This is a genomic window from Serratia plymuthica (genome assembly GCF_018336935.1).
In the GTDB taxonomy this organism is placed as follows: Bacteria; Pseudomonadota; Gammaproteobacteria; order Enterobacterales; family Enterobacteriaceae; genus Serratia; species Serratia plymuthica_B.
In genome coordinates, this window is record NZ_CP068771.1 from 1,348,558 (window position 1) to 1,375,267 (window position 26,710).

General features: G+C 46.6%; 21 protein-coding genes. 18 read left to right on the forward strand and 3 right to left on the reverse strand.

The features are described 5' to 3' along the window. Positions 1-57: 57 nt before the first annotated feature. Complete coding sequence (gene metG, locus JK621_RS06450) at positions 58-2,085, reverse strand: methionine--tRNA ligase (RefSeq protein ID WP_212559104.1); 2,028 nt, start codon at positions 2,083-2,085, stop codon at positions 58-60. Between the two features lie 160 nt (positions 2,086-2,245). Here metG and apbC point away from each other — a divergent pair, with 160 nt between their 5' ends. After that, a complete protein-coding gene (gene apbC, locus JK621_RS06455) occupies positions 2,246-3,358 on the forward strand; it encodes an iron-sulfur cluster carrier protein ApbC (RefSeq protein ID WP_212559105.1) in 1,113 nt (370 codons plus the stop codon). Between the two features lie 49 nt (positions 3,359-3,407). Here apbC and JK621_RS06460 read toward each other — a convergent pair whose 3' ends face one another. After that, positions 3,408-4,037 carry a phosphatase PAP2 family protein gene (locus JK621_RS06460; RefSeq protein WP_212559106.1) on the reverse strand — a complete coding sequence of 210 codons (630 nt, stop codon included), beginning with the start codon at positions 4,035-4,037 and terminating at the stop codon, positions 3,408-3,410. A 243-nt stretch (positions 4,038-4,280) separates the two neighbouring features. On the opposite strand from JK621_RS06460, the gene udk reads away from it, so the two are divergent. The 4 genes from udk (at position 4,281) to dcuC (ending at position 9,044) form a co-directional block, all read left to right on the forward strand. Then, positions 4,281-4,922: a uridine kinase gene (udk, locus tag JK621_RS06465; protein ID WP_004942376.1), complete on the forward strand. Its 642-nt coding sequence runs from the start codon at positions 4,281-4,283 to the stop codon at positions 4,920-4,922. A gap of 126 nt (positions 4,923-5,048) precedes the next feature. Then, entirely contained in the window at positions 5,049-5,630 is a 582-nt protein-coding gene (gene dcd, locus JK621_RS06470; protein WP_004942378.1) for a dCTP deaminase, read from the forward strand. Between the two features lie 44 nt (positions 5,631-5,674). Further along, positions 5,675-7,507 (forward strand): outer membrane assembly protein AsmA, encoded by a 1,833-nt coding sequence (gene asmA / locus JK621_RS06475; protein ID WP_212559107.1) that lies wholly within the window; start codon positions 5,675-5,677, stop codon positions 7,505-7,507. 178 nt (positions 7,508-7,685) lie between these two features. Further along, complete coding sequence (gene dcuC / locus JK621_RS06480; protein WP_212559108.1) at positions 7,686-9,044, forward strand: anaerobic C4-dicarboxylate transporter DcuC; 1,359 nt, start codon at positions 7,686-7,688, stop codon at positions 9,042-9,044. Positions 9,045-9,072: 28 nt separating this feature from the next. On the opposite strand, the gene JK621_RS06485 is transcribed toward dcuC, so the two are convergent. After that, complete coding sequence (locus JK621_RS06485; protein WP_212559109.1) at positions 9,073-10,659, reverse strand: TerC family protein; 1,587 nt, start codon at positions 10,657-10,659, stop codon at positions 9,073-9,075. A 719-nt stretch (positions 10,660-11,378) separates the two neighbouring features. Between JK621_RS06485 and JK621_RS06490 the strand changes: the two genes are divergently transcribed. The 13 genes from JK621_RS06490 to JK621_RS06550 all read left to right on the forward strand — a co-directional run bounded on the left by JK621_RS06490 (position 11,379) and on the right by JK621_RS06550 (position 26,656). Beyond that, positions 11,379-12,815 (forward strand): oligosaccharide flippase family protein, encoded by a 1,437-nt coding sequence (locus JK621_RS06490; RefSeq protein ID WP_212559110.1) that lies wholly within the window; start codon positions 11,379-11,381, stop codon positions 12,813-12,815. A gap of 46 nt (positions 12,816-12,861) precedes the next feature. Further along, positions 12,862-13,809: a polysaccharide pyruvyl transferase family protein gene (locus JK621_RS06495; RefSeq protein ID WP_212559111.1), complete on the forward strand. Its 948-nt coding sequence runs from the start codon at positions 12,862-12,864 to the stop codon at positions 13,807-13,809. A gap of 42 nt (positions 13,810-13,851) precedes the next feature. Beyond that, positions 13,852-14,694, forward strand: coding sequence for a glycosyltransferase family 25 protein (locus JK621_RS06500; RefSeq protein WP_283249348.1), 843 nt, complete (start codon positions 13,852-13,854; stop codon positions 14,692-14,694). 22 nt (positions 14,695-14,716) lie between these two features. Beyond that, a complete protein-coding gene (locus JK621_RS06505) occupies positions 14,717-15,685 on the forward strand; it encodes a glycosyltransferase family 2 protein (RefSeq protein ID WP_212559113.1) in 969 nt (322 codons plus the stop codon). Between the two features lie 53 nt (positions 15,686-15,738). Further along, positions 15,739-16,629, forward strand: a complete 891-nt coding sequence (gene galU, locus JK621_RS06510) for a UTP--glucose-1-phosphate uridylyltransferase GalU (RefSeq protein ID WP_212559114.1) — start codon at positions 15,739-15,741, stop codon at positions 16,627-16,629. Between the two features lie 53 nt (positions 16,630-16,682). Next, positions 16,683-17,576 (forward strand): sugar phosphate nucleotidyltransferase, encoded by an 894-nt coding sequence (locus JK621_RS06515; RefSeq protein WP_212559115.1) that lies wholly within the window; start codon positions 16,683-16,685, stop codon positions 17,574-17,576. 448 nt (positions 17,577-18,024) lie between these two features. Further along, complete coding sequence (locus tag JK621_RS06520) at positions 18,025-19,161, forward strand: polysaccharide export protein (protein ID WP_212559116.1); 1,137 nt, start codon at positions 18,025-18,027, stop codon at positions 19,159-19,161. A gap of 13 nt (positions 19,162-19,174) precedes the next feature. Then, positions 19,175-19,609, forward strand: coding sequence for a protein tyrosine phosphatase (locus JK621_RS06525; protein ID WP_212559117.1), 435 nt, complete (start codon positions 19,175-19,177; stop codon positions 19,607-19,609). A 12-nt stretch (positions 19,610-19,621) separates the two neighbouring features. Beyond that, positions 19,622-21,796, forward strand: coding sequence for a tyrosine-protein kinase Wzc (wzc, locus tag JK621_RS06530; protein WP_212560139.1), 2,175 nt, complete (start codon positions 19,622-19,624; stop codon positions 21,794-21,796). Between the two features lie 70 nt (positions 21,797-21,866). After that, positions 21,867-23,096, forward strand: a complete 1,230-nt coding sequence (locus tag JK621_RS06535) for a glycosyltransferase (protein ID WP_212559118.1) — start codon at positions 21,867-21,869, stop codon at positions 23,094-23,096. A 29-nt stretch (positions 23,097-23,125) separates the two neighbouring features. Then, positions 23,126-24,277 (forward strand): glycosyltransferase family 4 protein, encoded by a 1,152-nt coding sequence (locus JK621_RS06540; RefSeq protein WP_249337146.1) that lies wholly within the window; start codon positions 23,126-23,128, stop codon positions 24,275-24,277. 1 nt (position 24,278) lies between these two features. Continuing rightward, positions 24,279-25,574, forward strand: a complete 1,296-nt coding sequence (locus tag JK621_RS06545; RefSeq protein WP_212559119.1) for a hypothetical protein — start codon at positions 24,279-24,281, stop codon at positions 25,572-25,574. 29 nt (positions 25,575-25,603) lie between these two features. Further along, a complete protein-coding gene (locus tag JK621_RS06550; protein WP_212559120.1) occupies positions 25,604-26,656 on the forward strand; it encodes a glycosyltransferase family 4 protein in 1,053 nt (350 codons plus the stop codon). Positions 26,657-26,710: the final 54 nt, after the last annotated feature.

Consider the following 26,710-nt stretch of genomic DNA (forward strand, 5'->3'; position numbering starts at 1 on the left):
CAACAAATAAAAAAGGGCCAAGCAGCTGCTTGGCCCTTAAGGCAGTGAAAACGGAAGTTACTTCACCTGCATTCCCGGCTGGGCGCCGCTGTCCGGGCTGAGCAGGAAGATCTCTTTGCCGCCTGGGCCGGCAGCCATCACCATGCCTTCGGAAATGCCGAAACGCATTTTGCGCGGCGCAAGGTTGGCGACCATGATGGTCAGGCGGCCTTCGAGCGCTTTAGGATCCGGGTAGGCGGAACGGATGCCGGAGAAGATCTGACGAGACTCGCCGCCCAGATCCAACTGCAGTTTCAGCAGTTTGTCAGAGCCTTCGACAAAGTCGGCGCTCTTGATCAAGGCGATGCGCATATCAACTTTGGCGAAGTCGTCAAAGGTGATGGTTTCCTGAATCGGATCTTCAGCCAGCGGGCCGCTGACCACTTTCGCCGCCGTCATGTCTTCTTTTGAAGCGCTGACCATTTCATTCACCTTGTCCAGATCGATACGGTTGAACAGAGCTTTGAACGCATTAACCTGGTGGCCCAGCAGCGGCTGCTGGATCGCATCCCAGGTCAGTTCGCAGTTAAGGAAGGCTTCGGTACGTTCCGTCAGCGATGGCAGCACCGGCTTGAGGTAGGTCATCAGCACGCGGAACAGGTTGATGCCCATCGAGCAGATGGCCTGCAACTCGGCATCGCGGCCTTCTTGCTTGGCGACGACCCATGGCGCCTGCTCATCCACATAACGGTTGGCCAAATCGGCCAGCGCCATTATTTCGCGGATTGCACGGCCGGACTCACGGCTGGCGTAGGCATCGGCGATGCTGCCTGCCGCGTCAACGAAGGTTTGGTACAGCGCCGGATCGGCCAGGTTATCGGCCAGTTGGCCGCCAAAGCGCTTGCTGATAAAGCCGGCGTTGCGTGAAGCCAGGTTAACCACCTTGTTCACGATATCGGCGTTCACGCGTTGCACGAAATCTTCCAGATTCAGGTCGATATCGTCAATGCGCGAGGACAGCTTGGCGGCATAGTAGTAACGCAGGCAGTCGGCATCCAGATGTTGCAGGTAGGTGCCGGCCTTGATAAAGGTGCCGCGGGACTTGGACATCTTGGCGCCGTTTACCGTCACATAACCGTGTACGAACAGGTTGGTCGGTTTGCGGAAGTGACTGCCTTCCAGCATCGCCGGCCAGAACAGGCTGTGGAAATACACGATGTCTTTGCCGATGAAGTGATACAGCTCGGTGCTGGAATCCTTGCGCCAGAACTCGTCGAAGTCCAGATCGCCGCGTTTGTCGCACAGATTTTTGAAGGAGCCCATGTAGCCGATCGGCGCATCCAGCCAGACGTAGAAGTATTTGCCCGGCGCGTCCGGGATCTCAAAGCCGAAGTAAGGAGCATCGCGGGAAATATCCCACTGTTGCAGACCCGACTCAAACCACTCCTGCATCTTGTTCGCCACCTGCTCTTGCAGCGCGCCGGAACGGGTCCAGGCCTGCAGCATTTCGCTGAACGAAGGCAGATCGAAGAAGAAGTGCTCCGAATCACGCAAGATCGGCGTGGCGCCGGAAACAACGGATTTGGGATCGATAAGCTCGGTCGGGCTGTAGGTCGCGCCGCACACTTCGCAGTTGTCGCCGTATTGATCCGGCGATTTGCATTTCGGACAGGTGCCTTTCACGAAACGGTCAGGCAGGAACATGCCTTTTTCCGGATCGTACAACTGGGAAATGGTCCGGTTCTTGATAAAGCCGTTTTCTTTCAGGCGGCCGTATATCAGGCTCGAGAGTTCACGGTTTTCATCGCTATGGGTAGAGTGATAGTTATCGTAGCTGATGCCAAAACCGGCGAAATCCTGTTGGTGCTCCTGGCTCATTTCCGCAATCATTTCTTCCGGCTCGATGCCCAACTGCTGAGCTTTCAGCATGATCGGCGTGCCGTGCGCGTCGTCCGCACAGATGAAATGAACCTCGTGGCCGCGCATTCGTTGGTAACGAACCCAGATATCTGCCTGGATGTGCTCGAGCATGTGGCCGAGATGGATGGAACCATTTGCGTACGGTAGCGCGCACGTCACCAATAATTTTTTCGCGACTTGAGCCATAGTGAGAACTTGCTTTCTGTAATGAATAAAAAGGGTCTTCGATGTTACCCGATCGCGCTCTCTACGGCTAGGGCGGTTTCTTTCTGCAGACACACGCCAGCGGACCTGCAGTTCTGATATGCTTAGCGGGAAGCTATCCATTCAAAATCAAGGAGCCGGGATGAACGCAAAATCCCCCGAGCAGACCAACCCCGAAGTTCTGCGTGCCCTGGTGACCGGTGTACTGGCCGCCTTTGAACACCCGACGTTGAAAAACAATCTGACCGCGCTGAAGGCAATTCACCATTGCGCGCTGTTGGATCATGTATTGCACATTGAATTGGTCATGCCGTTCGCCTGGCAGAGCGCCTTTGAGGCGCTGAAAGACCGCGTTAGCGCAGAACTGCTGCGCGTCACCGGCGCAGAGGCAATCGAGTGGAAGTTGAAGCATGACATCGCCACGCTGAAACGCGCCAACGATCAGGCCGGCATCAAGGGCGTGCGCAACATCATCGCCATCAGTTCCGGCAAAGGCGGCGTGGGGAAATCCACCACCGCCGTCAATCTGGCATTGGCGCTGGCAGCCGAAGGCGCGAAGGTCGGTATTCTGGACGCCGACATCTATGGCCCGTCGATCCCCAATATGTTGGGCACCGAGCATGAACGGCCAACCTCGCCGGATGGTCAGCATATGGCGCCGATCCTGGCGCATGGTCTGGCGACCAATTCTATCGGTTATCTGGTGACCGACGACAATGCCATGGTGTGGCGCGGCCCGATGGCCAGCAAGGCGCTGATGCAACTGCTGCAGGACACGCTGTGGCCGGACCTGGACTATCTGGTGCTGGATATGCCGCCGGGCACCGGTGATATCCAACTGACGCTGTCGCAGAACATTCCGGTTACCGGCGCGCTGGTGGTTACCACGCCGCAGGATATCGCCTTGCTGGACGCGGCCAAAGGCATTGTGATGTTCGAAAAAGTGCATGTGCCGGTGCTGGGCATTGTGGAAAACATGAGCGTGCATATTTGCAGCAACTGCGGTCATCATGAGCCGATTTTCGGCACTGGCGGGGCAGAGAAGTTGGTGAAGAAGTACAACAGCCGCTTGCTGGGGCAACTGCCGTTGCATATCTCGCTGCGTGAAGATTTGGATCGCGGCGCGCCGACGGTAATCAGCCGCCCGGACAGCGAATTCGCTGAACTGTATCGCCAGCTTGCCGGCCGTGTCGCGGCGCAGATGTATTGGCAGGGCGAAGCCATTCCGACGGAAATTTCTTTCCGTGCGCTGTGATCGTAATAGGTAAAAAAGCAAAACCCCGGCGCAAGTCCGGGGTTTTTGTTTATGGCGCGTCTTTCAGATGGTGCAGATCGGCGCGGGTATAGGGGTGATCGATATGCGCCAAGGCAGTGGCTATATGTTCCAGCAGGCCCTGGGTAGGCGCCGGTTGTCGATGCCCCATCAGAATGATCGGTAAAGCCAGCGCGCCGGCGATTTGCCACCAGGAAAGCTGCGGACGAGCCTTGTTAAGCTGTAACCACAAAAACAGGCTGCTGGCCACGTATCCCAGCACCAGGCCGCTGACCACTTCTGAAGGCGAATGCACCTGAATGGCCAACCGCGACAAGCCAATCGTCAGCGGCAATACGTAGCCAACGACCAATGCCAGGGTGCGCCCCGCATGCGAGAAACGCCCGGTCAGCGTCCAGAGAAATACCGGCCAGATGCTGGCCGCCAGCGCCGAATGACCGCTAAATCCGGTAAAGTCATAGCGTTCGATACCTATGCCCCAACCCATAAAGGCCAGTTTGGAGGCGCATACCATGCCACCGGCACTGCCGAAGATCAGTGCCCATTGCCAGCCCGCTGTTCGGGTGGCGCGCGGAGCGATTAACGCGACAAAAAGAATCAATGCGCAGGGCAGCAGCAGCATGCTGTCGCCAAAAAATGTCAGAAAATACCAGTCCAGCACGTTGGTCTCCGGTGAAATACATCATCCCATCAGCAGGATAATGAACAGGCTAAAGAGTTTACCCTGCCGCATGGGATTGCCCTAGACGCAATAATCTTAAAACCTTGCGGCCGATTCTGGCGAAATAACCGGAGTTAGCGGCCCCGAGACGACAATATAGAGTGGCGCAATGCCTGCTAACTCCCTATAATTGTCGCGTTTTAGTTCCCTCCCTCACACATCGAAATCAGGTCTTTAAATTTTATGACTGACAAGCCGCATCAGTGCGTCATTATTGGTATAGCTGGCGCATCTGCCTCCGGAAAAAGCCTTATTGCCAGCACGTTATATCGCGAACTTCGCGATCAGGTTGGCGATGAACACATCGGCGTTATTCCTGAAGACAGTTACTACAAAGACCAGACTCACCTGACCATGGAAGAACGGGTCAAGACTAACTACGACCACCCAAGCGCCATGGATCACAACCTGCTGTTCCAGCATCTGCAAATGCTGAAATCAGGCAAGGCGATTGAGTTGCCGCTGTACAGTTACACCGAACATACGCGCAAGAAAGAGACTATCCACCTTGAACCGAAAAAGGTGATTATTCTGGAGGGGATCCTGCTGCTGACGGATATCCGCCTGCGTCAGGAAATGAACTTTTCGATCTTTGTCGATACGCCGCTGGATATTTGCCTGATGCGCCGTATGAAGCGTGACGTCAATGAGCGTGGCCGTTCTATGGATTCGGTAATGGCGCAATATCAGAAAACCGTCCGCCCGATGTTCCTGCAGTTTATTGAACCTTCCAAGCAATATGCCGACATTATCGTTCCGCGCGGTGGCAAAAACCGCATTGCGATCGACATTCTAAAAGCCAAAATCAGCCAATTCTTTGAATAATGTCGTTCAATGGCCGGGAAACCCGTGTTTCCGGCCGACGGGCAAGTATTTACGCCGTGGCGTAGACCTTTCGTCCGTTGTGTGGCAATTTTTGTTTTAGTGACACGCCCTGATGGAGATGAAGAAATGAGACTGTGCGACCGTGATATAGAAGCCTGGCTGGATAGTGAAAAACTGGTGATTTCGCCGCGTCCGCCGATTGAGCGTATTAACGGGGCTACAGTGGATGTCCGTTTAGGCAATCAGTTTCGCGTGTTTCGCGGCCATACCGCCGCGTTTATCGATCTCAGCGGGCCAAAAGACGAAGTCAGCGCGGCGCTGGACCGCGTGATGAGTGACGAGATCGTGCTGCCGGAAGGGGAAGCCTTCTTCTTGCACCCGGGCGAACTGGCGTTGGCGGTGACGCTTGAGTCGGTTACCTTGCCCAGCGATCTGGTGGGCTGGCTTGACGGCCGCTCCTCCTTGGCGCGCCTTGGTCTGATGGTTCACGTTACCGCGCACCGTATCGATCCCGGTTGGCAGGGCCGAATAGTTCTGGAGTTCTATAATTCAGGTAAGTTGCCGCTGGCGTTGCGCCCGGGCATGTTAATAGGCGCACTGAGCTTTGAACCGCTTTCCGGGCCGGCGGCACGTCCTTACAACAGCCGGCAGGATGCAAAATACCGCGATCAGCAGGGCGCAGTGGCCAGTCGGATCGACAAGGACTAGCAGCGCAGGAAGCACTGCCGGTGCGGCGTTGACAAGAGGATGGCATGAGAAGATTACTGACGACTTTGGTGATTTTGCTGGTTGTGCTGGTGGCGGGAATGTCCGCGCTGGTGCTGTTGGTTAATCCGAACGATTTTCGCGCTTATATGGTGACGAAGGTCGAACAAAAGAGCGGTTATCATCTGACGCTGGATGGCGATCTGCGCTGGCATATCTGGCCGCAGCTCAGCATTCTGGCCGGGCGCATGACGTTGACGGCACCCGGTGCCAAGGCACCGGTGGTGAGCGCGGATAATATGCGTCTGGATGTCAAACTGTTGCCGTTGTTGTCGCATCAACTGTTTGTGAAACAGGTGATGCTGAAAAATGCCGTCATCCGCCTGACGCCCGACAGTGAAGAACAAAAACAGCCAAACGCGCCTATTGCCCCTGCGGGCACCTCCGAAGAGACCCTGGACACGCCGTGGAAATTTGATATCGATAATCTGCGGGTGGTGGACAGCCTGCTGATCTGGCAGCGCGCCAATAATGAACAGATTAACGTTCGCGATATTAATCTCACCCTGCAGCAAAATGCCAAACGTCAGGCGCAGATGGAGCTTTCCAGCCGGGTTAACCGCGATCAGCGCGATCTGACCTTCAGCATGGCGGCAGATATCGATCTGCAGCAATACCCGCGGCGCATCGCGGCCACGGTCACGCAGTTCAATTATCAACTGGAAGGCGCAGATATTTTGGGCGGCGGTATCAAAGGTGATGGCAGCGCCCAGGTGGTGTATCAACAAACGCCGCAGCAAATTGCCCTGAGCCAGTTGCTTCTGAGCGCCAATGACAGCCAGTTTTCTGGCGGCGGCAGCATCGGATTCGGCGAGGTGCCGGCTTATGCATTGAATCTGACATCGACCGCACTGAATTTGGATGCGCTTTCCGGCTGGCAATCCAGCTCGGGCACGCAACAAGCGGTGAGTATGACTGCAGGGCCGGTGATAGCCAACCAGGCGGAGGATCCGCAACAAAATCTGGAGGTGCTGCGCGACTTTACCGGGCAGCTTGATTTGAACGTTGACCAACTGACGTATCGCGGCATGAACATCAGCCATGTGGCGCTGCAAGCTGATAACCAGCAGGGCCTGTTGACGGTGCATAGGCTCTCCGGCCAATTGGCGGGGGGGGATTTTGCGTTACCGGGTTCGCTGGATGCACGCGGCGCCAGACCGGTGATCGCGGTGCAACCAGTGCTGAAGCAGGTTGAACTGGGTACCGTACTGAAGGCGTTCGAAATGCCGCAGGTATTGACCGGCAAATTCAGCATGCAAGGGGATTTAACGGGCGATCGTCTGACTTCGCAGTCGTTTGAGCATCGGTGGAAGGGAACCGCGCAGTTAGCGATGCAGGATGCGCAACTGCACGGCCTGAATATTCAGCAGTTGATTCAGCAAGCGGTAGCGCGTAACGACAACAGTGTGCGCGGGCAGGATAACTACCAGCGTTTTACCGAAGTAAAACAGCTTTCGGCTAAGGCCAGCCTGAGCGGGGGGACGGTAAACATCAGCGAACTGAGCGCGGATTCCCCGTTGTTGAATCTGAGCGGTGGCGGCTCGGTGAATATGCCGGGTAAACAGTGCGATATGGCGCTTAACGTGCGGGTGACCGGTGGCTGGCAAGGGCGCGGCGAACTGATCGAACAACTGCAGAAAACGCCAATTCCGCTGCGGGTCTACGGTCCTTGGCAACAGCTTAATTACCAATTGCAGGTCGATCAGGTTTTACGTAAAACGCTGCAAAACCGGGCGAAGGATGCGTTGAACAAATGGGCCGAGAAGAACAAAGAGTCCCGAGAAGGCCAGGATCTTAAAAAGTTGTTGGATAAGCTTTAACCCCAGTTGGATGCGGGCCGGTCAGCGGCCCGCACATGATTTGATCTCCGCAGAGTATTTGCCTTTCCCAATCATTTCCTCCCGTAACTTTGACAGAAATCACGACGCCTTCTGCTGTGCTTATGCAGAATATCGCCCTCTGGGCTTCAGCACGATTAAAAACAACAGGTTGAGGAATATGATTGAACTTTTTATTGGTGCGGCCGTTGCGGTTGCCGTCGGCCGTTACATCATCAAAGGCTACTCCGCCACCGGGGTGCTGATGGTTGGCGGCCTGCTGTTGCTGGCTATAAGCGCCGTGATGGGGAAAAACCTGCTGCCTGCCGGCGCGGCCTCTACCGGATGGCGTGCCACCGACATCATCGAGTACGTTAAAATTCTGCTGATGAGCCGTGGCGGCGATCTTGGCATGATGATCATGATGCTGTGCGGATTTGCGGCTTATATGACGCACATTGGCGCCAATGATGTGGTGGTGAAGTTGGCCTCCCGTCCGCTGCAGATGATCAATTCTCCGTATCTTCTGATGGTGGCAGCCTATTTTGTCGCCTGCCTGATGTCACTGGCGGTCTCTTCCGCCACCGGCCTGGGCGTATTGCTGATGGCTACGCTGTTCCCATTGATGGTTAACGTCGGCATTAGCCGGGGGGCTGCGGCAGCGATTTGCGCTTCGCCCGCGGCGATCATCCTGGCACCGACGTCCGGTGACGTGGTGTTGGCCGCCAAGGCGGCGGAAATGCCATTGGTTGACTTCGCTTTTAAAACCACCTTGCCCATTTCGATTGCGGCAATTGTCTGTATGGCCATTGCGCATTTCTTTTGGCAACGTTATCTCGACAAGAAGAATAACGAACAGCACCACATTATGGATGTGAGTGAAATTACCACGCATGCGCCGGGTTTCTACGCAGTGTTACCCTTCACGCCGATCCTGGGCGTGCTGGTTTTTGACGGCAAATGGGGGCCTGAGTTGCATATCATCACGGTGCTGGTTGGCTGTATGTTGCTGGCGGCGGTGATTGAATTCCTGCGTAGCTTCAGCGCCAAACAGGTGTTTACCGGCCTGGAAGTCGCGTATCGCGGTATGGCGGACGCTTTTGCCAGCGTGGTGATGCTGTTGGTGGCCGCCGGCGTATTCGCTCAGGGGTTGAGCACCCTCGGCTTTATCAGTGGGTTAATCAGCCTGGCGCAATCTTTCGGTACCGGCGGCATTATCATGATGTTGGTGCTGGTGGTGATTACCATGCTGGCGGCGATGACCACCGGCTCGGGGAACGCGCCGTTCTATGCTTTTGTGGAGCTGATCCCCAAATTGGCAGCGCAGATGAGCGTTAATCCGGCCTATCTGGTGATCCCGATGCTGCAGGCTTCGAACCTGGGCCGCACTTTGTCGCCGGTTTCCGGTGTGGTGGTGGCGGTATCCGGCATGGCGAAAATCTCGCCGTTCGAAGTGGTTAAACGCACCTCGGTACCGGTCATTGTCGGGTTGATCGTGGTGATTGTGGCAACCGAACTGCTGGTGCCTCAGCATCTATAAAGGTAGCCGGGCATAGCCCGGCACCGATTTATACCTCGTAGTCTGGCTCCGGTGCCGACAGCGGGGTGATCCTCACTTTCAAAATACGGTGGCTACTGACTTCCAGCGGTTCAAACAGGTAGTCGCCGATCTGCAATTGCTCACCTTCCTGGGGAATGCGCTGGCTGTGTTCCATCAGCAAGCCGGCTATCGTGTGGTATTCGCGCTTTTCCTCCAGCGGCAGAGGCAGGTACAGCACCAGGTCTTCCAGCGGCATATGGCCGTTGGCGGTCCAACTGCCATCTTCGTTTTGCTGAATGTCATGCCGTGCGTCAACGTCCTCGCCCGCTTCCGGCAGGTTGCCGGCGATGGTTTCCATCACGTCGGTCAGGGTCACTACACCTTCGACAGAACCGAATTCATCGACGACGAAAGCGAAATGCGTTTGCGCCTGCCGAAACTGCTCCAGCGCGCTTAGCAGCGTTAACTGCTCCGGGAAAATCAGCGGTTGGCGCACTAACGCGCGTAAATCGAGCGGCATCGGGGTCAACTGCTGTTTCAGGACATCAAGGGTATGGATAACGCCGAGAGGTTCGTCACTGGCGCTGTTTTCGACCACCACAATGCGCGTATGCTGATTTTTTTCCAGCAGTTGGGTCAGCTTTTCCTGCGGATCATTGAGCTCAAGGTATTCGACGTCATGGCGGGAGGTCATGATGCTGCTCACGGTACGCTGCGCCATACCCAGCACGCGTTCTATCATGTGCCGTTCCTGCTGGTTGAATATCTCCCCGCTTTCGCTCGCACTGTCGGCCAGCAGGTTGGCGGAGTGGCTGTCTACCTCGGCCTCTTCATGTTTGCCGTTCAGCATGCGCAACACCGCTTCTGCGGTTCGTTCGCGCAGTGGCCGCACCTTTGACAGAAAACGGCGACGGTTAAACTGAGCCAACTGGTTTAATGCTTCAATCATCACGGAGAAGCCGATCGCTGCGTACAGATAGCCCTTGGGAATATGGTAGCCGAACCCTTCAGCAACCAGGCTGAAGCCGATCATCAGCAGGAAACTCAGGCACAGAATGACGATAGTCGGGTGGGCGTTGACGAATCGCGTCAGCGGTTTGCTGGCCAGCAGCATCAGCCCGATAGCGATACAGACCGCAATCATCATTACCGCCAGATGATCAACCATGCCGACGGCGGTGATCACCGAGTCGAGAGAGAAGACCGCGTCCAATACCACGATTTGCGCCACCACGGGCCAGAAGCGAGCGCCTTTGCGTGGACCTTGCTGCTCATCGTCTTTGCCTTCCAGCCGCTCGTTCAGCTCCATAGTGGCTTTAAACAGCAAGAATATACCACCGACCAGCATAATGAGATCGCGGCCGCTGAAGGGGTGCTCCGCGACCACAAACAGCGGTTTGGTCAGTGTCGCCAGCCAGGAGATAGAGGCGAGCAGCGCCAAACGCATCAGCAAGGCCAGCAACAGGCCCACGACGCGAGCTTTATCTCTTTGTTGTTTTGGAAGTTTTTCCGCCAGAATGGCGATAAAGATAAGGTTGTCTATACCCAGAACGATTTCCAGCACGACCAAAGTGGCCAGGCCGGCCCAAATTGTTGGATCTGCGATCCATTCCATACGCCCAATTTCACCTTAAGTTCGACGGCTTATGCCGTAAGGGAATGATGGGTGTTGGGCGGGGAAAATTCAACATTAAAACTGCGTTGGGACGGGGAAGAGTGCGACATCACGGTTTTAAGCCAAAATAATGCATAAAAAATCATCCTTCATAGCGATTTCCAACATGACACGCAAAAATAAAACGCCATCTTTCAGCGGTGAGATGCATTTTCATCGTGTGGTGCTCACAGTTTGTTGATAAAAGCAGCTGAAAAATAATTTTTTAAATCAATTCGTTATGGATGTAACGGGCTGCTACACTTTGTGCAGAAAAGCTGTAGCAGTAGTCTTATTCTGAAAAGGGCACTCAGCGGGCATCTTGGACTTGTATCGCTAAGGCAATAGTATAAGAATCTTAGGCACATAAACATTTACAAGTCTCATCGTTTGGTTATAAGGGCATTTTTTTTGTTTTTCTGCGATCTGAGTATCGTATGGCAGAAAGTACAGACCCTAGATTTACATTAAAGTGCGACTGAAATCCTCTGTCGCCTCATACAGAACGACGACAGTACATTGGTAGCTGAAAGCCAGGGGCGGTAGCGTGTCTGAACGCGGTTGACTGCGACTTCTTTGGTTATAAATGCACCTGCTGAGCAGAGGGAGAATCCCGGTAGTAAATGCTCCTAACTTTATAGGGGCTGGGCAGATTATCTCTCCTTAAAGGACACTCAAATTTGATTGCTAATAAGAAAATAAAGGCAGCAGCCTTGTGGTCTGGATTAGAGGCATTAACATCATCGCTGCTTAGTGTTATTTCTATAATATTTCTGGCACGCGTTTTACTGCCCGAAGACTACGGACAAATAGCAACTGCACAAGTTATCGCTGCGCTGGTTCAGATGTTGCTTAGCTTAGGATTGACGGAAGCCATTATCCAAAGAAAAAACTTGACTCGTGAACATGAGTTGAGTGCCTTTTGGGGAAGTGTTCTCCTGGCTATTTTCGGAGTGCTCATTTGCGGGGTAATTGCACTTTATTTTTATTTGGTCGGTATGAATAAAAATATCCCTATTATTTTGCTTTTTGAGGCGACTGGTGTTTTTCTTAACCTGTTAATGACATTACCTACAGCAATGTTGCTTAGAAACCTTGAAATGAGCGCTTTTACCAAAAGGACAATATTTTCCCGCTTAGTTTTTTTTGTTGTCGCGGTTCCTCTGGCAATGAATGGAATAGGATTGTGGAGCATCGTCTTCGCTAATCTTTCACAGGTGTTGGTCGCAACTTTACTGGTATTCCATGCAAGTAGAAAACTATTACCACGCGGTTACTTTTTTAGTTGGAAGCATTTCTACGAGCTGACATCTTTCGGCATCTTCGTCATGATCGAAAATGTACTTTGGAGTGTTATGTCGAGGGTGTTTAGTCTATTAATATTCAGTTTCCATGGAACTTATGCTCTTGGCCTGTTTAATATGGCTACAAGATTGACAGATGCAGTATTGAATATTCTGAATACGGTTATTGGACGTATCGCCTTACCTATTTTCTCCTCCATTCAGAACGATCTACCTAAATTAAAGTCAGCTTTCAAAAAGGCGACAATGATATTTAACTTTGTTTCCATGCCAGCTTTCTTTGGCATTGCCCTGACTTGTAATACCTGGGTGCCTTTAGTATTGGGCAATAAGTGGCATGATGCTATACCGGTGATACAGGTTATTGCGGTTATGAATGGTATTATGTTTAGCCGCATGTTCGTTGGCACGGTGATGAAAGCGATCGGTGAATCAAAGCGTTTCCTCTATTTGTCAGCGACTGCCGCCATTATGACTGTCGTTGCCGCCTTGCTCACCAGAAATATGAGTTTGGTTGATACCTTAGTGGCTTGGTCTGCAGCCCGGATCTTAATAACTATCCCGCTAGGTATCTATCTTATGTGGAAGATATTTGGCCTGAATGGAAAAGAACAATTAATGCCTGTATGTGGACCCATTGTCGCCAGTCTGGTTATGGCAGCGGCAATAGTGTTTTCTGAGCCACTGGTAAGTTTTTATAGCGGAAGTGTTATTGTCGAAAGCATCACTTTAATTGTGATTGGTGCAGTGTCCTATGTTGCAGTAGCATTATTACTACTCAAGTTTAAACTCATGTCACTCAAAACGCAGTGATGAGAAATTATTATTTTTGCTTAATTTTTATATTTTTAGGTGTGCTATGAATCAGGTGATGATCGATTTAAAATCAAGTTTAAGTGGTGTCCTGGATTTTATCAAAGACAAAAATGACGTTATCTATTTGGATTATCCATTTCATTATAACGTTGGTGATTTGCTGATTTATCAAGGAGCCATGCTGTTTTTCAAAGAACATGGTGTTAGTTTCAAACTACTACGCGGTGCCAAAGAGTACAGTGTTGCAGAATTAAAGATGCATATTACGCCATCAACAACCATACTTTGCCATGGTGGTGGTAATTTTGGTGATATATATCACGTTCACCAAAACTTAAGAGAGAGCGTTGTTGAGTCGTTCCCGAATAATCAGGTTATTATACTTCCGCAGACGGCTTATTTCTCTAGCGAACAGGCGTTGCAGCAGTCAGCAGCTCGTTTTAAGAGAAACAGCAACGTTGTCATCTATTCGCGAGATACGCGTAGTCTGGACGTGTTTAATCAGTTTACCGATAAGGTTTTTTTGATGCCTGATATGGCTCATCAGCTATATGGAAAATTGCAAAAGGCATCTTCTCCTAGTAACGAAACCCTTTATTTTCTCCGCGTAGATTGCGAAATCAGCCCTCAGCAGGAGCAACTAAATCTGGCGAAAGATATAAAAACTATTGACTGGGAACATGTGCTGCAGAAGAAAGATATAGTGCTCAAGAAAATTCTGATGAAAATTTTGAATTTGGCTATCCGCACTAACTCTTCAATGTTGAAAAATATGGTGGCGAAAATTTGGTGTTGGCATACCTGGAACATGGTTAACCGTTACTCTAAACTTTTTTCCAGTTATTCAAAAGTTATAACTTCTCGCATGCATGGACATATTCTTTCGTGTCTGGTTGATACAGATAATACTCTTATCGATAATTCTTATGGTAAAAATCGCGGTTACTATAATGAATGGACAAAAGATATTGATAACACCCGTTTGCTGTAATTTTTATCCAGGCTTGTTTGAGGTTATTGACGAAGGCGGAATATGATACCTATTTATGTTGTCTCAATGGAAAAAGATATTGAGCGTCGGCTTGTGATAGAAAGGACGTTCAAAAATCTGGGCCTTGATTTCCGTTTCATCGATGCCGTTGTTGGTAAGTTGTTGACTGATAATGAAATAAACCAAATTAACTTTTCAGGAAACCAGAACCGTAAGGGCAGATTACCCACTTTGGGGGAGATCGGCTGTTCACTCAGCCATCAGCTCGCTTATACAGATATAGCCCAGCATCATGATTGGGGTATTATTCTTGAAGATGACGCAATTATTGATGAGCGATTTAAAGATTTCTACTTGGCACTTAATCGACCAGGAAAGCTAGATCAATTCAAACAGGAAAATCTTTATTTGCTTGGCGGCCAGAATGGTTTACGTCATCAACATCTGGTAGCGCTGAGTCAGTGGGGAAGGATTAGATTGGGAGGTGTCACCTTCAGTCGAGCTATCCAGAGTAACCAGTATATCTATCGTACGTGTTGCTACCTGATGAGTCGCTCGATGTCTAATCAGTTGCTTGAGTTGTTTTCCAAAGATTTTTATATTGCGGATGAATGGGCCTACTTTGCAAAGATTGGTATTATTGATGGGATCTATCTTTCTGATTTCATTAATCATCCAATTGAACTAAATGCCAGCAGCATTGAACAAGAGCGTATTTCCGCAAATGCTAAGTCGGGTGAAAATCAAGATTGTGTTATTAGCCAATCTAACGATGGTTTAAAGGAGTGGGTTAAAAGAATATTAAAAAAATATTTGAAAATTCATTACTTAAAACGAGGCTATATCAAATTGAAATTGCTGGCATTATCTTTGCGTTTCCGTTGAGTGCTCACCGCAGGGAAAAATTATGAGTTACAGTAACAGATCAGAAACTTGTCCCATTTCCATTGTGATACCTGCGTATAATGTTGCTGAGTATATCGTTGAAGCTATAGATTCGTTACTTAATCAAAGCATTTTACCCTATGAAATAATTGTTGTGAATGATGGGTCTACGGATAACACTTTAGACATCGTGAGTGAACATTATGGCGATAACGAGGCTGTAAAAGTTTTCTCACAGCTAAACCAGGGCGCCGGTGCGGCGAGAAATAAAGGTATTGAACTGAGTTCTGGAACCTATGTTTTTTGTTGTGATCCTGATGATGTTGTTAGTCCAGATTTATTTTCGGAGTTTCAAAAAAGAATTGAAGAAAAACCACAGTTGGATCTTTTTTGTTTTAGCTCCATCCAATTTTACGAAAATAATACTACGTCGCCTAAAGTCCGCCATCAAAAAAATGGATGGAGAGAACAGGGGAGAGATGTGTTATGCGAGATGGTTTCTCGAGGTGATTATACCTCGGCTGCATGGACCTATATATTAAGGCGCAGCTTGATTACAGACAATAAATTGAGTTTTATTGGTCGTGTTCATGAAGATCATTTATATACTGCAAAAGGGTATTTATTAAGTAAGCTGACTTATGTCACAGAACATGTCGGTTACTTTCAGCGTTCTCGGCTTGGTTCTTTAACCAAATCAAGGAAAGATGATGAGTACATTTTTGAACGGTTTAACGCATTATCTGCTGTTTTAGATGTTTTGAATAATGAACTTCCTCATGAAAAACGTTATGAACAAGTGAAATATAAATATGTCAGGAATTCATTGCTCGCCATTGCAAATATCTGTGCGGAAAATTACCGACTGATTCCTTCAGCCTTAACGGCTAAATTCAAGGATTATTCTCATTACTCGTCGAACGGGCTTAAGGATATACTAATATTTCAGTGTCCACGCATTTTGGTATTAATTCGGAAGTTTTTTCATTAATCGTGATTGTAACTTACTTGAACAGTAATAATAATTCGTTTTAAGGTGTGAATATGCAAAAAAGATTGAAAGCAGTTATCCCGGTAGCAGGATTAGGGACTCGCATGCTGCCAGCAACGAAAGCCATTCCGAAAGAGATGTTGCCTGTCGTAGATAAGCCATTGATTCAGTATATTGTCAATGAATGTGTGGCTGCTGGCATTAAAGATATTGTATTGGTTACACATTCATCTAAAAATGCCATTGAAAACCATTTTGATACTTCTTTTGAGTTGGAAGCTGTATTGGAATCACGTGTTAAGCGTCAGTTGTTGGCAGAGGTACAAACTATCTGTCCAAATGATGTGACTGTGATGCAAGTTCGTCAGGGACAAGCCAAGGGGCTAGGACACGCGGTTTTATGTGCAAAACCTATGGTTGGTGATGAACCTTTCATTGTTCTGCTTCCAGATGTTTTATTGGACGATTCAAAAGCGGATCTGCGCAAAGAGAATCTGGCTAAAATGATTGAGCGTTTCAATGAAACCGGTCGTAGCCAGATCATGGTTGAACCGGTTCCTGAAAAAGATGTATCTAAATATGGTGTGGCTGATTGTGGTGGCGTCAATCTCGAAGCAGGAGAGAGTGCGCCAATGACAGCCGTTGTTGAAAAGCCAAAATGTGAAGATGCGCCGTCAAATCTGGCGGTTGTGGGACGATATGTATTGTCTGCCGAAATATGGCCACTGCTGGAAAAAACGTTGCCTGGTGCGGGCGATGAGATTCAGCTCACTGATGCTATTGCCATGCTAATGGAAACTGATGTTGTTGAGGCTTTCCATATGACTGGAGTATCCCACGACTGCGGCGACAAACTCGGTTATATGAAAGCTTTTGTGCAATACGGTTTACGCCATGATACTGAAGGGGAAGCATTCAGTAAGTGGCTGAAAAACATATTATAGTATTGCATTTGATATAATAAGGGCCCGCGCTCTAAAATTTGACGAGGATCACTATGAGTAAATTAAAGGCTGTAATCCCAGTGGCAGGGTTGGGTATGCGTATGCTGCCCGCGACCAAAGCAATTCCTAAAGAAATGCTCCCTATTGTCGATAAGCCTCTGATCCAACATATTGTTAATGAGTGTGTAGCTGCTGGGGTGAAGGAAATCATTCTTGTAACGCATTCCTCAAAGAATGCCATTGAGAATCATTTCGATACATCATTCGAACTGGAGGCTATGCTGGAGGCGCGGGTGAAACGACAGCTTTTGGAAGAGGTTCAGTCCATTTGCCCAAAAGGTGTCACGTTAATGCATATACGACAAGGGCAACCCAAGGGGCTGGGGCATGCGGTACTGTGTGCAAAACCTTTGGTGGGGAATTCCCCTTTCGTTGTCGTGCTACCAGATATTTTGCTAGATGATATAAAGGCAAACCCGGGACAAGATAATTTGGCAGCAATGATTCAGCACTTTAACCAGACAGGAATTAGTCAGGTTTTGGTACAGACTGCAGATGAAACCGTGTTGCATGATTACTCTGTGGTCGAGTGCGACAATAATCATCTCCTGCCTGGCGAAAGTGCTAACATGCTTTCAATTATCGAAAAACCTGAACGTGAAGTTCAGCTTAAATCTAATTATTCAGCTGTAGGGCGATATGTTCTCTCTGCAGAGATCTGGCCAATCTTGGAGAAAACGGAGCCGGGGGCGTGGGGCAGAATTCAACTGACTGATGCGATTGCTCAATTAGTCAAATCGCAACCGGTAGAAGTCCGGGGCTTAGTTGGAGAGTCATTCAACTGCGGTGAGAAAATGGGCTATCTACGAGCATTTGTCACTTACGGTCTTCGTCATCCAACGCAGGGTGTAGCATTTCGTGAATGGGCTGAAACGTTGAAGCTGTAATTTCGCTAGAAGTTACTCTCACGCGTGAGCTATCCTCCTCTTCAAGTAGGAAGTCAGTGTGAGTTTAATTTGTTCAGTCTGTTTTTGCATGTGCCTGAGTGGCATATGTTCCGACTTACTGGACTGGGCGCTGAACTGTGCTATGTTTTTGTCCAATAGGAGCTAACGAGACAGCGGTGTTTTTAAGCCAGTATTCTTGTTAGAATTAGGACTAAATATCAGCATACCGCCATGATTGACGATACGTAAGGCTTAAGTATAAGTGATTTTATTCACGTTGACTTAAACCCCAAGTCAACATCTGATGTTTTGTTGGCATCCCTACCGGAATGGCAGTCCTCTCAGAAATACGGATAGGTGTAAAGTCATTTTTTGATGCGGCTCTTCATACGGTTCGGTAAGCTCGATGACCTAGCAGAATATTTACTTTGAAAGTGATGATAACTCGATGGCAAAACGACAATTGAAAATGGTATCGCTCTTGATAGCCATAGGATTAGTTAGCGGATGTACCGTTATTCCCGGACAAGATTTGAAAACCTCCGGGAAAGACGTTGTAAAACAAGATGATAGTGATTTCAATATAAATGACGTGGTTAATATTTATCCGCTAACACCTAAGCTGATTGACAAGATGCGTCCTGTCGTATCCGTCGCTCAGCCTAATCCTAAGCTGGATGCCTCTTTACAGACTTATGAATATCGAATTGGTGTGGGTGATGTGCTCAGTGTGACTGTTTGGGATCATCCAGAATTGACAACACCGGCAGGACAATACCGTAGTGCCAGCGATACCGGCAACTGGGTGCAGTCCGACGGCACTATTTTCTATCCTTATATAGGTAAAGTTGCCGTAGTGGGTAAAACTGTTGGGCAGGTGCGCAACATCATAAGCAGTCGGTTGGCTCAATATATTGAAAGCCCGCAGGTTGATGTTAACGTAGCTGCTTTCCGCTCACAGAAAACTTATATTACTGGTGAAGTCTCTAAATCCGGACAACAGGCGATCACTAATATTCCGCTTACCATACTGGATGCTATTAACTCTGCTGGTGGCCTTACAGAGAACGCTGATTGGCGTAATGTAGTTCTGACACATGATGGCAAAGAACAACTTGTCTCTTTACAGAAATTAATGCAAAACGGTGATTTGACGCAGAATCATCTTCTTTTCCCAGGTGATATCCTTTATGTCCCGCGTAACGATAACCTCAAAGTCTTCGTTATGGGAGAGGTCAAGTCTCCGGCAACCATGAAAATGGACCGTAGTGGCATGACTTTGACTGAGGCAATTGGTAATAGCGAAGGCTTGAATCAGAGTGCAGCTGACGCGACGGGCGTTTTTGTCATACGACCTCTGCATGGCACTCAGGGAAAAAAGATCGCGGATATCTATCAGCTCAATATGTCTGATGCAACTGCAATGGTCATGGGTTCAGAATTCCACCTTCAACCTTATGATATTGTATATGTTACAACTGCGCCGATTGTGCGTTGGAACCGTGTGATCAGTCAATTGACGGGGACCATTAACGGCTTCAACAACCTGACTGAAGGCACGCTGCGGATCCGTAATTGGCCATAGTGGAGCGTAGGTAATGTTTGATTCAATTTTAGTTGTATGTATTGGTAACATATGTCGTTCCCCTACAGGGGAACGTTTACTGAAGCAGAATTTACCCGATAAGAAAATTGCTTCCGCTGGAATTAGTGCACTTGTGGGTAAATCTGCAGACGCCAGTGCTATAAAAGTTGCTAATGAACATCAACTTTCTCTGGATGGTCATATTGCACAGCAGTTGACCAAAGAGTTGTGCCGTGAATATTCGTTGATATTGGTAATGGAAAAAGCACATATCGATGCTGTGTGCCGTTTGGCTCCTGAAGTGAGGGGAAAAACGATGCTTTTTGCGCATTGGCTAGGACAACAAGAAGTTCCCGATCCGTATCGTAAGAGTACGGAGGCTTTTGAGTTTGTTTACCGCCTGCTGGCTGAATCTGCTCAGAAATGGGTGCAAGCATTAAATCGTTAAATTGAGATGATGATGACTGAGAATAATAGATTGAGTTCGTCAGCGAGTGGTTCCAGTGGTGAAATAGACTTAGGCCACCTTATTGGAACCTTACTAGACCACCGCTGGTTAATTGTAGGGATCACCAGCTTATTTGCTGTTATTGGGATTATTTATAGTATTTTTGCTACTCCCATATACCAGGCGGATGCAACGGTGCAGGTAGAGCAAAACAGCGGTAATTCAATTGTGAATGACCTGGCTCAAGTTTTACCTAGCAGTTCACCAGGATCGGCAACTGAGATCCAGTTGATTAAATCGCGCATGATTGTTGGTAAGACAGTTGATGATCTTCATCTTGATACTGTTGTACAGCAAAAATATTTTCCGATCATCGGCCGTGGTTGGTCTCGCTTGACAGGTAAGGCCCCAGGACAAATTGCACTGTCACGTTTAAATATTCCTAAATCACTTTCAGATGCTCCGTTGGAATTGGAGGTTGTGGATAAGAACACATATACTCTGAGCAGTGACGGCACTGAACTGTTTAGCGGCAAAGTAGGACATTTGGCCAAACATAGTGGCGTAACATTATTGGTAAGTGAATTAGATGCGGAACCAGGCACTGTATTCACGGTGGTCAAATTGCCGAAACTGTTAGCCACAATGAATTTACTGGATGGTTTGACCGTAGAGGACCAAGGAACAGATACAGGTGTACTTTCGCTATCATTGACGGGCGATGACCCGATCGAAATGCGAAAAATTCTTGATTCCATTAGTAATAATTACTTAACACAGAATGTAGAACGGAAGTCTGAAGAAGCGGCCAAGAGTTTAGATTTCTTGAAGCAACAGCTACCGCTGATGCGAACTTCTCTCGAGACTGCAGAAGACAAACTTAATCGTTTTCGTCAAGCAAATGACTCAGTCGATCTTTCGCTTGAAGCTAAATCGATGTTGGATACGATCGTTGGTGTTGAAGCCCAATTAAACCAATTGACGTTCAAAGAAGCAGAAATTTCGAAGCTGTATACCAAAGAGCACCCTGCATACCGTGCACTCCTGGAGAAACGCGCGACTCTCGAGCAAGAGAAAGTAGCTCTAAACAAGCGTGTTAGCCGAATGCCGCAAACGCAGCAGGAAATACTGCGATTAACACGTGATGTTGACGCAGGTAAAGAAATATATATGCAGTTGTTAAACAAACAGCAGGAACTTTCCATCACCAAAGCTAGTACGGTCGGTAATGTGCGCATTGTTGACCCGGCGGTAACGCAACCGAAGCCAGTTAAACCTAAGAAGACAATTATAGTTCTGATTACAACCCTTCTGGGCGGGATGCTGTCAGTGGCTATAGTATTGTTGAAAAACATGCTTCACCATGGGATTGAAAGTCCTGAGCAGTTGGAGCAACAAGGTATTAATGTTTATGCCAGTATTCCTTTATCTGAATGGCAACAGAAGAAAGATATCGAAACAGTCCTGAAAGCGAAGAGAAAGACGAATACGAGGTCGAACTCCTTGCTTGCAGTAGGTAACCCAGCTGATTTGGCTATTGAAGCAGTACGTAGTTTACGTACCAGCTTGCACTTCGCGATGTTGGAAGCCAAAAACAATGTTCTAATGATTTGTGGTGCTAGCCCTAATATTGGTAAAACGTTTGTGAGTTTGAACCTCGCAGCCGTTGTTGCTCAAACTAATCAGCGAGTACTGATTATTGATGCGGATATGCGTAAAGGCTACTCCCACACGATGCTTAATGTAGACTGGAAAGATGGTCTATCAGATATTCTTTCTCAACAAATCTCCATTGAGAAGGCTATCAAGAAAACGTCGGTAGATAATTTGGACTTTATTTCTCGTGGCCAAATCCCTCCTAACCCATCGGAATTGTTGATGGGGAGTCGTTTCAATGAATTGATAAAGTGGGCAAGTGAAAATTATGACATTGTCATGATTGACACTCCACCAATTCTAGCCGTAACAGATGCTGCTATCATTGGGCATGTTGCTGGTACTAGCCTGATGATTGCGCGTTTCGCCGTGAATACAGTGAAAGAAATTGAGATCAGTGTTCGTCGATTCAATCAGAATGGTATCGACGTTAAGGGTGTGATTCTTAACGCAGTAGAGAAACGAGCCAGTAGTTACTATGGAGACTATGGCTATTATCAATACGAATATCGCTCTAAAGATAACGCATAATTAATCTTTACAGAGACTCAGAAGTTGAGTCTCTGTAACTTTTCTGTAAATATTTAAATAGGAGTCAGGGATGAAAGTGGCTTTTTTTCTGGAACGGTTCCCTAACTATTCCGAAACCTTTGTGATTAACCAAATAGTCAGTTTTATCGATAAAGGCATTGATGTGGATATTGTATCAATCTACCCAGGTGATACAGATAAAAAACATGCTGTGGTTGAACAGTACGAATTAATAAAAAAAACGACGTACCTTCTTCCGAAAGAAAAACTTAGTGGTGCAATACGTATTGTAGCGCGTTTAAAGAATGTAAAGCCTAAATGTGTTGGTATTAAGCTCTTCAGATCACTTAACGTATTTAACTACGGAAAGCATTCTTTAAACTTGCTATTACCTTCTATTGTTGGTAATAACTCTAAAATAATCAGTGCGGACTTTTTTATTTCTCATTTTGGCACTGTAGGTGTGATTGCTGATAAATTACGTGAAATTGGTTTTTTAAAAGGAAATCTTGCTACTATATTTCACGGGTTGGATATTTCACATACCAAAACATTGAATGATTCAAAGTGTGATTATATCAATCTTTTCAAACGTACAGAGTTAATATTACCTATAAGTGATCTCTGGGCGAGTAAGTTGATTTCTCTTGGCTGTCAAAAAGATAAAGTTCATGTTTCCAGAATGGGAATAAACGTAAACTTATTCAAGTTTAATCAATCAAAAACATTTAACTCTACTCCATTACATATTATTAGCGTTGCAAGGTTTGTCGAAAAGAAAGGGCTCGAGTATGCCATTCAAGCTTGCGCTCATCTGAAGCGAAAGAACATTGACTATAAATATTCAATCATCGGTGATGGTCCGTTGACACCTGTTTTGAAAAAACAAATAACTGAGCTGGGGTTAGAAGATAATGTCAAAATCCTTGGCTTCCAACCACAGGAAAAAATCCGTGAGTTGCTTGAAAAGGCCGATGTTTTTCTATTGCCTTCGGTAGTCGCCGCTGATGGCGACATGGAAGGGATACCAGTTGCGCTAATGGAAGCTATGGCGCTTGGTTTACCGGTAGTTTCTACTTATCATAGCGGAATTCCCGAGCTGATAGAAAATGGTATATCTGGCTGGTTAGTCAAAGAGCGAGATTCGGAGGCGATAGCCGATGTTCTAATTTCATTGACTCGTGAGCAATATGATATTACTGCTGTTACAGTTACAGCTAGAAAGGTCATTGAGCAAAAATTTAATCAAGATAAACTAAATAGAGAGTTATGCGAGTTGATAGAGCACTCGCTATCATAGTTAATAACTAAACGTCCAATAAAAGTGGCATGATGAAAATATTGATCATAAATACACTTTATGCACCATATAAAATTGGTGGTGCAGAGGTTTCCGTTCAGTTGCTTGCTGAACAGCTAGTGGGGAATGGTCATCAGGTCAAGGTATTGTGTCTTCATCCAGGCGCGGTGAGTAAATCTGACAAAATTAATGGCGTCGAGGTTGAATATCTGCCCCTAAAAAATATTTACTGGCCCTTTGATGATGAAGAAAAAGGGCGTTGGAAGAGGTTATTTTGGCATATCTTGGATAGCTATAACCCTTTGATGGCAAAGCAGGTTGAGGCCGAGATTGAAAAGTTTAAGCCAGAGGTTATACATACAAATAATCTAACAGGTTTCTCGGTTGCTGTTTGGCCGATGATAAAAAGAAAAAAAATAAAGCTCGTACATACTACCCGTGATTATTATTTATTCCATCCTAATACTACACTATTTAAAAACGGCCGGAACATGGATGAAAATAGCTTCTCCATTAAGGCCCTCTCATTTATTAAAAAACGGATGAGTCAATACGTTGATAGTTTTATCGGTATTAGCGAGTTCATTTCTGATTTTCATCAGAAAAATGGTTATGCGATCAACGCAAGCCACAGTCATGTGTATAATCCAATAAAAGTTGAGTCTTTGACCATCGATGAAAAAATCATTAAACGTGACTTTATTAGCGTTGGTTTCATTGGCCGATTGAGCGTAGTCAAGGGCTTCGATGATTTTTGCAATCTTGCCATGAAATATAAAAATGACCCTGATATAGTTTTTCGCGCCGCTGGGCGTTTTCATAATGACGACGAAGGTCGAGATATGGAGGCATTAGCTAATACTTCAGGCGTTGAACTACTGGGTTTTATTCCTGTGAATGAGTTTATGGCTAATGTTGATGCCGTCGTTCTTCCTATAAAGTGGAATGAGCCGTTCGGGCGAGTGGTTCTTGAGGCGGCACTAGCAGGAAAATCAGTATTTACAACATTTCGCGGTGGGGTAACTGAAATAGCCAAAATTTGCTCTGGTATTCATGAATTGAGCAATTTTAATCCGCAAGCAATCATTGAACACCAAAATCTTGCTTATAAAATCTCACTGCCTGCAGATTTTAATGTTGAAAAGGTGGCAGACAGATATGTAGAGGTCTATAGGAAATAGAATGAAGATATCACTAAAATCATTTTTCTCATCATATCTTTCATGGTACTTATTTTTTGTTTCTATCAGTGGTGTAGTTGCAGTTGTCGGCTATTCCACTAGTAGAACATTAATATTATATAAAGACGTTTTCGCTATACTTATTCCGTCTTTACTTCTGATTTCTTTTATTGTTTTACGACAAAAAATAGCTGCAAGCTTTCAATATTATTTCATTGTAATAATATTTGCATTAATATTTATCTTCACATTTGTGTTGTTAACTGTTTTGTTCAGCAGATTTGATGTCCTTAGAACAATCATTCAGTTTAGATTGGAATTATTCATTGCTTTTTCCATATTGACAGGTGCGTTGTTATTAGCGCTAACCCCTGATGAACAATATGAAATACTGATGAAACTAGTTCGTCTATATATAATTTTAGCTGTCATTAATGCGATTATTACTATTGGTCAGTCGGTTTTTGCTGAAATAATTTATAGTCTTATTGGTATTAATCCAGGACCAAAATTTACTGAGTTTGGTAAAACTCATGGGCTTCTCTTACGCTCAGTTATGGGGCGATTTAGGGCTATCGGGTTATTGACTGGCCCCTTCAGTCTCAGTGAGTATCTATTTTTTGGTATGTTGTTGGTGAGATATGTTCGGCCAAGTAGGCAGTTAAAATATATCATCCTGATGGCTGCCGCAATCTATTGCTCAACGTCTAAAACTGCTGCAATTATGACGGGATTATTCCTGGTGTACTTCTTTGCGAGAAAGTTTTTCTCGGAGCGTTTCAGTCTGTCAGTTACGACATTCGGTACCATAATTGTCTTCATTATTTCTTTCATCATTACTACAGATAAAGATCTCTACCAAAGTACGTTTTCACGCGATAATGCTACTGCAGAGAATAGCGTTTTATTCCGAATGCAAAACGTTGAAAAAATAATGAGTAGTCCAAACTATTCTGACTATTATGGTGCAGGCTATGCGGTAAATGGCAACGCAATGGTTGGCGCAGATAATGCCGATACGGTTGCATTAGACAGTGCTCATATATACATATTATCGAGCTATGGAAATGTTGGGGTTATTGTCTGCCTGCTATTCTTCCTCATTGCATGTATGTTGATGTTTAAATTTACAATGGAAGGTATGCCAAGTCTCGTTTATCTATATTGGGTTATATCGTTCTTAGTGAACTTTATGTATAACAACCCAATGCTAAATTATCCGGGATATGCTTTCCCTATTATTATGAGTACATTATTTATATCTTTAAGACGGTATAAACCTACACCTGCTCATTAAATAATATTATTGAAGGATCTGCTTTAGTCATGACGATTTATGTAAACGCCCGCTTTCTAACTCAAGAGTTAACCGGTGTGCAGCGTTTTGCTGAGCAAGTTTCTCTGGCATTAAACATCCGGAGAAACGATTTGATCTTTGTATCGCCGGATGGTGTCCTCCGCAAGGATGTTGCGAAGGAATTGAACGTTAAAATTATTTCTGGTGGGACGGGACATAAGTGGGAGCAGGTTGCCTTACCTTCTTTTTTACGCAAGAAAGGGTCCCCTTTATTGCTTAATTTAGGGAGTACTGCCCCAGTATTTTATAATAATAAAATAATGACACATCATGATGTCACATATAAGCGTTATCCACAGAGCTACTCTCGTAAATTTAGATTGCTATATAACTCATTGATTCCGCTGATGTTGCGCGGTAGCAAGCATGTTATTACCGTTAGTGAGTTTTCGAAAAACGAGATCGCTAAGGTATATAGTTTTCCACATGAGAAAATATCTGTGGTTTATAATGCAGTAGGCGCTGATTTTTCTCCGGCCTACGGTGGTGGCAAGGGAAACTACTTTCTTGCTGTTTCATCACCAAATTATCATAAAAATTTCCATGGCATGATTGAAGCTTTTATTGCTTTGAATAAAGAAAGCAATGTTAAGTTAAAAATCATAGGCAAAGCCTCTGCCAGTTTTTCTACAATGGATTTCAGCGAATTCCTTTCAACATCCGACAAAGTAGAGTTCATGGGGCGTGTCGACGATTCACAATTAATAGAATTATATCAGAACGCCTTGGCTTTTGTTTTTCCTTCGTTCTATGAAGGTTTTGGCTTGCCACCCTTAGAAGCCCAAGCATGTGGCTGTCCTGTTATGTCCTCTAATCAGGCTTCAATGCCTGAGGTATTAAAAAATAGCGTTTTGTATTTTGATCCTGCAAATATGGATGATATGAAAAATGCTATGAATAAAATGATTTCAGATACTGAAACTCGAAATAGATTGATCAATGCCGGATATGAGAATAGTAAGAGGTTCTCTTGGGAGGAGTCAGCGCTTAAAGTGAGTAGCTTACTCAATTCGTTAAGCTGAATTACTGTGTAAGCTGAATTACTGTGATTGATCCAGTTTTAGTTCGCCATGAAC

Excerpts from the sequence above, each read along its gene's own strand:
- JK621_RS06500 (WP_283249348.1), top strand. The coding sequence starts at position 13,852 with ATGATACCTATTTATGTTGTCTCAATGGAAAAAGATATTGAGCGTCGG.
- JK621_RS06525 (WP_212559117.1), top strand. The coding sequence starts at position 19,175 with ATGTTTGATTCAATTTTAGTTGTATGTATTGGTAACATATGTCGTTCC.
- JK621_RS06550 (WP_212559120.1), top strand. The coding sequence starts at position 25,604 with ATGACGATTTATGTAAACGCCCGCTTTCTAACTCAAGAGTTAACCGGT.
- JK621_RS06540 (WP_249337146.1), top strand. The coding sequence starts at position 23,126 with ATGATGAAAATATTGATCATAAATACACTTTATGCACCATATAAAATT.
- wzc (WP_212560139.1), top strand. The coding sequence starts at position 19,622 with ATGACTGAGAATAATAGATTGAGTTCGTCAGCGAGTGGTTCCAGTGGT.
- JK621_RS06520 (WP_212559116.1), top strand. The coding sequence starts at position 18,025 with ATGGCAAAACGACAATTGAAAATGGTATCGCTCTTGATAGCCATAGGA.
- JK621_RS06545 (WP_212559119.1), top strand. The coding sequence starts at position 24,279 with ATGAAGATATCACTAAAATCATTTTTCTCATCATATCTTTCATGGTAC.
- JK621_RS06535 (WP_212559118.1), top strand. The coding sequence starts at position 21,867 with ATGAAAGTGGCTTTTTTTCTGGAACGGTTCCCTAACTATTCCGAAACC.
- JK621_RS06485 (WP_212559109.1), bottom strand. The coding sequence starts at position 10,659 with ATGGAATGGATCGCAGATCCAACAATTTGGGCCGGCCTGGCCACTTTG.
- dcd (WP_004942378.1), top strand. The coding sequence starts at position 5,049 with ATGAGACTGTGCGACCGTGATATAGAAGCCTGGCTGGATAGTGAAAAA.
- asmA (WP_212559107.1), top strand. The coding sequence starts at position 5,675 with ATGAGAAGATTACTGACGACTTTGGTGATTTTGCTGGTTGTGCTGGTG.
- JK621_RS06495 (WP_212559111.1), top strand. The coding sequence starts at position 12,862 with ATGAATCAGGTGATGATCGATTTAAAATCAAGTTTAAGTGGTGTCCTG.
- udk (WP_004942376.1), top strand. The coding sequence starts at position 4,281 with ATGACTGACAAGCCGCATCAGTGCGTCATTATTGGTATAGCTGGCGCA.
- galU (WP_212559114.1), top strand. The coding sequence starts at position 15,739 with ATGCAAAAAAGATTGAAAGCAGTTATCCCGGTAGCAGGATTAGGGACT.
- metG (WP_212559104.1), bottom strand. The coding sequence starts at position 2,085 with ATGGCTCAAGTCGCGAAAAAATTATTGGTGACGTGCGCGCTACCGTAC.
- JK621_RS06515 (WP_212559115.1), top strand. The coding sequence starts at position 16,683 with ATGAGTAAATTAAAGGCTGTAATCCCAGTGGCAGGGTTGGGTATGCGT.
- JK621_RS06505 (WP_212559113.1), top strand. The coding sequence starts at position 14,717 with ATGAGTTACAGTAACAGATCAGAAACTTGTCCCATTTCCATTGTGATA.
- apbC (WP_212559105.1), top strand. The coding sequence starts at position 2,246 with ATGAACGCAAAATCCCCCGAGCAGACCAACCCCGAAGTTCTGCGTGCC.
- dcuC (WP_212559108.1), top strand. The coding sequence starts at position 7,686 with ATGATTGAACTTTTTATTGGTGCGGCCGTTGCGGTTGCCGTCGGCCGT.